Source organism: Mycolicibacterium palauense (genome assembly GCF_002592005.1).
Classification (GTDB): Bacteria; Actinomycetota; Actinomycetes; order Mycobacteriales; family Mycobacteriaceae; genus Mycobacterium; species Mycobacterium palauense.
Genome location: NZ_NVQF01000153.1, coordinates 1 through 6006, shown reverse-complemented (window position 1 = coordinate 6006; position 6006 = coordinate 1). Strand labels below are relative to the sequence as shown.

The following is a 6006-nucleotide window of genomic DNA, read 5'->3' as shown; positions in this document are numbered from 1 at the left end:
GCCGCCTCGGGGGTGTCCTGCGGGGACGGTTGGTGTTCGTCTCCCGTGGCCATGTCAGCCTCCTGCGACAACTTTCTGGGCGATCGTGGAAAGGCTGTCGTGGAGGGGCTGGATCACGGCCGTCAGCTTGGGCGCGTCAGTTGCCTGCAGCTCCGGGGTCCACAGCACGAATCCGCCCAGCGCAGTCGGGTCGCGGTAGTCGTCGAGGGTGGTCTGCACCGTCCTGAACTGCTCGTCGATCTGGGCGACGAGGGTGGGATCGATCTTCTCCAGGCCCGGTCGCAATGCCGCGTACGCCTGCTGTGACCCTTCGACGTTGCCGGCGAAATCCACGAGGTCGATGTGGCTGAACTGCTCTTCTTCGCCGGTGATCTTGGTGTTCTGCACCTCCTCGAGCAGATCGGCCGAGCCGTTGGCGAGGTCTTCCGGCTTGTACTGCAGGGTCCCGACAACCTCGACAAGCTTGCCGACGTTGCCGACCAACTCCGTGCTCTGAGCTTTGGTCTCGGGAGTGATGCCACCGCCCCATAGATCACGTTCCACGGCGTGGAAGCCCTTCCATCCGACCTTCTCGTCCACCGGGGTCGACTCGCGCATGTCGATCAGGTAGTCGAGGTTGCCGGCGTTGTCGTCGACGGCGAAGCCGGGCAGCACAAACCCTTCAACGCTCGATTCGGACCGCTCGTAGTAGGGGCGGGCCTTCGCGTAGGCCTGCTTGGCTTCCTCGACATTGCCGGCCTGGACGGCTGCGTCCAGCTGTTTCACGGCGGCGTCGAGCTGGCTGATCTGGTCGACCACGTACGTCGAGTAGTCCTTGGTGCCCTGGTCCAGGATGGTCTGTGTCGAGCCGGTCGGTTTGGGTGCGGCCTGGCCGGTCACCGTGAAGTCGACGAACTCGGTTTCCGCTCCGGGGCAGTACAATTGGTAGTCGCCGCCATCCAGGGTGACGGTGAACGAAACCGGATCCAGGCCGGGGGCGAGGTTTTCCTTCTCGCCGAGAATCCGCTGGTCCTTGACCAGTTCGACCTCGGTGATCCCGGGTGCGGTCTTGTTGGCGACGGTGAACGTGACGGGCCCGGCCGGCACGCTGGCGCTGTCGAGGTTGCAGGTGTCCTTGCCGCCCTCGTTGTCCAGGGTGATGTTGACCGCGGAGATACCGTTGCTGCCCGACGGCTCCGTGGTGTCGCTGCTGGTCCTGTCGCCGCTTGAACTACATGCAGCGGCAACGACCGCGACGCCGGCGATCAGGGCGGGGCCGGCCAGCCAGCCGCTAAGGCGTGGCGAGCCGGTCTTGTTTGGATTCTGCACCATGGTGTGGTTGCGTCCTTTCTTTTCCATCGGGAGTGAACCCTTTCCGCAGAGCGGAGTAGACGATGCAGGCGGCGCCCAGTGCCAGCAGCACGGGCAGCCACGCTTTCCACAGGAGGTGTTCGGCCTTGTCCTGCGCAGCGCCGGCGATCTGATCGATCACGGCCTGGTCCTCGCTGCTGGCCGTCGACCAGTCGTCGGAGAGACTGCCGACGCTGACGGTCTTGGCTCCGGAGATGCCCGTGCCCTGCAGCGTGGCGATACGGGTGCTGACCGCCTCGGCGTGCACCAATGCATCGCCGTGGGACAACACGTTGTAGACGATGCTCGCGCTCCACTGCGCATCGAACGGACCCGGGGTGCGTGCTGCGCCCAGCCCAACGGGTAGACGCCCGCCGGCGAGCTGGGCGAGCTCATCGAGGGAGACGGTTCCCGATGCCATACCGGGGTCGGCGGGAACTCTCGCCTGCCATACCTCCACCGGCACACCATCGATGACTTGTGTGCCGGCGGCCTCGAGTGTGACCCCCGGTGCGCCGGGGACGGAGAGCAGCCGGGTGTCGTGGTCGCGATGCAGAGTGATGATCAGACTGTGTACTTCGTCGGGTCCTTCGTCGGCCGTGGCAACGCGTGTCGGTCCGGGCAGCGCACCGCCACTGGGAACGAAGACCGCCAGGGCGACGGCACTCACGCCGATCACCGCGGCGGTTCCCAAGAGCAGGCGCCGTCGAGCACGAGGCCCCGCCACCAGCTGCGCCGGCCAGAGGAAAACGATCAGCACGGGAACGGTGTAGAGCACCCAACCGAGCACCTCGATCAGGCGCGGGTCCGTGGGTATGCCGAACACCCCGGTGACGACGGCACCCAGCACGGAGCGCGTCGACATCCAGGCCGAGAAGTCGAAGACCCGCTCCTGGCCGATGTTGATCCAGCCCGCTTCATGGGCTGTGCGCAGAGTGCTGACCACGAGGCCGGCGGCGATCAGCACCAGGAAGACGCCGGTGATCCGGAAGAACCGCGACAGGTTGAGCTTGAGCCCGCCGTAGTAGATGCCCACGCCGATGGCGATTGCCGTGGCGATACCCGCGGTGGCGCCGGATACGGCCCACCAACGACTCCCACCGGAAGCCTGCGCGGCGGCCAGCAGGAAAACCGAAGTCTCAAAACCTTCCTTGAGCACCGCGAGAAATGCCATGGTCGCCAACGCGAGTGAGCCACCGGCGGTGATCGCTTGCTGCGCTTCCCGTTCCAGTTCGCCCTTCATCTGAGCGGCGTTGCGATTCATCCAGATGATCATCGTGGTGACGAACACCACGGCGATCGCGCCGACGACCGTCTCGAGCATTTCCTGCTGCCTCTGAGGCAGGCTCTCCGACAGCAGACTCAAGGCGACGCCGACGGCGATGCTGATCGCGACAGCAAGCCCGACTCCTGCGAGCATGGGGCGTACCGAACGGCCGTTTCGTTTGAGGAACGCTCCGACGATGCTGACGATGAGGGTCGCTTCCAGACCTTCCCTCAGCCCGATGAGGAAGGTGCCAACGAAGATGCCCTGCATCTCGTTCCCCAATCATCGGCTGCGTCGGCGGGTCGGCCTCGGCATGGGGCTCACGAACCGGCCGCGAGCATTAGCTTTGGCTTGCCATACTTAGGTTTTGCTAACTTTAGCATTCCTGTCCGCGACACGACCTACCACCATTGGGCTTCCGGTATCGGGCCAGATGGCCCGGGACGCGTGGGACGATGGTCTCGACCGGTGTGGGTTGTAGGGAGTCCTGTTGTCGCCGAAGAGCTGGCTCAGGGCCGCCGCGGTTGTAGGTGCGACGGCTCTGCTCATGGCCTCGAGTTGTTCGTGGCAACTGGGCACCCCCATTCCCGAGGGGGTGCCCCCGCCGGCCGGTGACCCGGTGCCGGCGATCGACACCTACGCCAAGGGCCGGCCCGCCGACCAGCTGCACGAGTGGGCCGCCGAGCGCGCCCCCAAGCTGGGTATCCCGGTCACCGCGCTGGAGGCCTACGCCTATGCGGCGCGGGTGGCCCAGGTGGAGAACCCGGACTGCAAGCTGACCTGGCCGACGCTGGCCGGCATCGGGATGGTCGAAAGCCACCACGGCACCTACCGGGGTTCGGTCAGCGCCCCCAACGGCGACGTCACCCCGCCCATCCGGGGGGTCCGGCTCGACGGCACCTCGGGCAACCTGCACATCCCCGACACCGACGCCGGCGACCTGGACGGCGACAAGGACATGGACCGCGCCATGGGGCCGATGCAGTTCATCCCCGAGACCTGGCGGCTCTACGGGGTCGACGCCAACAACGACGGGGTGATCAGCCCCGACAACATCGACGACGCGGCGCTGAGCGCCGCGGGATACCTGTGCTGGCGCGGCAAGGACCTGTCCACGCCGCGCGGCTGGATGGCCGCCCTGCGCGCCTACAACTACTCCGACCAGTACGCGCGCACGGTGCGGGACTGGGCCACCGCCTACGCCGAGGGGCATCCGCTCTAGGCTCGGGTAACCGGCGGTCGACCGGCCGTCGAGGGGCGGGGGCACGAGGTGGGCGACAGCCTCGGCGGGCCCGGCGCCCAGCATTTAGGCTGATGACCGCAACGCCACGTCCTCCCGACGCTAAGGAGACTTCCGTGCCCATCATCGAACAGGTCGGCGCCCGCGAGATCCTCGATTCCCGGGGCAACCCGACCGTCGAGGTCGAGGTCGCGCTGCTGGACGGGACCTTCGCGCGGGCCGCAGTGCCCTCGGGTGCCTCCACCGGCGAACACGAGGCGGTCGAGCTGCGCGACGGCGGCTCCCGCTACGGCGGCAAGGGTGTGGAGAAGGCCGTCGAGGCGGTGCTCGACGAGATTGCCCCGGCGGTGATCGGGCTCTCGGCCGACGACCAGCGCCTCGTCGACCAGGCCCTGGTCGACCTCGACGGCACCCCGGACAAGTCGCGGCTGGGCGCCAACGCGATCCTGGGGGTGTCGCTGGCGGTGGCCAAGGCGGCCGCCGACAGCGCGGCCCTGCCGCTGTTCCGCTACCTGGGCGGGCCCAACGCGCACATCCTGCCGGTGCCGATGATGAACATCCTCAACGGCGGCGCCCACGCCGACACCGGGGTGGACGTCCAGGAGTTCATGATCGCCCCGATCGGCGCGCCCAGCTTCAAGGAGGCGCTGCGCTGGGGTGCCGAGGTCTACCACACGCTGAAGTCGGTGCTGAAGAAGCAGGGGCTGTCCACCGGTCTGGGCGACGAGGGCGGTTTCGCCCCCGACGTGCCGGGCACCCGGGCGGCGCTGGACCTGATCGGATCGGCCATCGAGTCGGCCGGTTTCACCCTGGGCAGCGACGTCGCGCTGGCCCTCGACGTGGCCGCCACCGAGTTCTACACCGCGGGCACCGGCTACGCCTTCGAGAAGCAGACCCGCAGCGCCGAGGAGATGGCCGCCTTCTACGCCGAGCTGCTGGGCACCTACCCGCTGGTGTCGATCGAGGATCCGCTCTCCGAGGACGACTGGGACGGCTGGGTGGCGCTGACCACCGCGATCGGCGACAAGATCCAGATCGTCGGCGACGACCTGTTCGTCACCAACCCCGAACGCCTCGAGGACGGCATCGAGAAGGGCGCGGCCAACGCCCTGCTGGTGAAGGTCAACCAGATCGGCACGCTCACCGAGACGCTCGACGCGGTGTCGCTGGCCCACAACGCCGGCTACAAGACCATGATGAGCCACCGTTCCGGGGAGACCGAGGACACCACGATCGCCGACCTGGCCGTCGCGGTGGGCAGCGGCCAGATCAAGACCGGCGCCCCGGCCCGCAGCGAGCGCGTCGCCAAGTACAACCAGCTGCTGCGGATCGAGGATGCGCTCGGCGACGCCGCCCGCTACGCCGGTGACCTGGCGTTCCCGCGCTACGTGCCGGACGGCAAGTAGGCGCGCACCCCGGCGGCGGGGAAACCGGCCGCCGGGCCGGCAGCCGGTAGTCTGCAACGACGATGTCCGATGCGAAACGGCCCGACCCCAAGCGGCGCTCCCCGACGTCGCGTCCGGGCCGCACCGGGGAGTCCAAGACCCGGCGGCGGCGCTCGGCTGCCCCGTCGTCGGGCACCGGCGCGGCCTCCGCTCAGGACAGGACCGACGAGACATCCGCCGCCGACCACCCCGGTGGCGCGGAGCCGGCCGACGAGTCGGCAGCTCCCGGCGGGGGCCGGGAGCTACCCGCGGTCATCGAACCCATCCGCCGGTCGATCCTGATCAACGCCGAGACCCGCTCGGAGCAGCGGATGGGCTTCACCGCCCGCCGCGCGGCGATCCTGGCGGCGGTGATCTGCGTGCTGACCCTGACGATCGCCGGACCGGTGCGCACCTATTTCGCGCAGCGCACCGAGATGAAGCAGCTCAAGGCGACCCAGGAGGCGTTGCGGGCCCAGATCGCCGATCTGGAGGAGCAGAAGGCCAAGCTCGCCGACCCGGTCTTCATCGCCGCCCAGGCGCGCGAACGGCTGGGTTTCGTGATGCCCGGCGACATCCCCTACCAGGTGCAGCTGCCGCCGTCGGGGGCCACACCGGACGACCCGGCGGCCGCCCCCGAGCTGTCGGCACCCACCGGGCCCTGGTACTGTCTCTCATACACCTCTGACTCTCCCGACGCTCCCCCCGGTGCAGATCTCCGCCACCCCCCCACCTTCGACAACAAA

5 protein-coding genes are annotated in these 6006 nt (G+C 68.4%); 3 read left to right on the top strand and 2 right to left on the bottom strand.

Annotated elements, in window-relative coordinates; genetic code table 11:
* Window positions 1-54: 54 nt before the first annotated feature.
* Together efeO and efeU are read right to left on the bottom strand one after the other, a co-directional pair.
* Window positions 55-1311, bottom strand: a complete 1257-nt coding sequence (gene efeO / locus CSR00_RS29030; RefSeq protein WP_176562330.1) for an iron uptake system protein EfeO — start codon at window positions 1309-1311, stop codon at window positions 55-57.
* Window positions 1271-2866, bottom strand: a complete 1596-nt coding sequence (gene efeU, locus CSR00_RS29025; protein WP_141564528.1) for an iron uptake transporter permease EfeU — start codon at window positions 2864-2866, stop codon at window positions 1271-1273. The genes efeO and efeU overlap by 41 nt, the downstream gene beginning before the upstream one ends.
* A 220-nt stretch (window positions 2867-3086) precedes the next feature.
* On the opposite strand from efeU, the gene CSR00_RS29020 reads away from it, so the two are divergent.
* The 3 genes from CSR00_RS29020 to CSR00_RS29010 all read left to right on the top strand — a co-directional run.
* Window positions 3087-3818, top strand: coding sequence for a lytic transglycosylase domain-containing protein (locus CSR00_RS29020; RefSeq protein ID WP_099025820.1), 732 nt, complete (start codon window positions 3087-3089; stop codon window positions 3816-3818).
* Window positions 3819-3952: 134 nt separating this feature from the next.
* Window positions 3953-5242 (top strand): phosphopyruvate hydratase, encoded by a 1290-nt coding sequence (eno, locus tag CSR00_RS29015; RefSeq protein ID WP_099025819.1) that lies wholly within the window; start codon window positions 3953-3955, stop codon window positions 5240-5242.
* A 62-nt stretch (window positions 5243-5304) separates the two neighbouring features.
* A partial coding sequence (locus tag CSR00_RS29010; protein WP_141564527.1) for an FtsB family cell division protein occupies window positions 5305-6006 on the top strand: 702 nt, incomplete at its 3' end.

Coding starts and splice junctions, on each gene's coding strand:
- efeU (WP_141564528.1), bottom strand. CDS start 2,866: ATGCAGGGCATCTTCGTTGGCACCTTCCTCATCGGGCTGAGGGAAGGT.
- efeO (WP_176562330.1), bottom strand. CDS start 1,311: ATGGTGCAGAATCCAAACAAGACCGGCTCGCCACGCCTTAGCGGCTGG.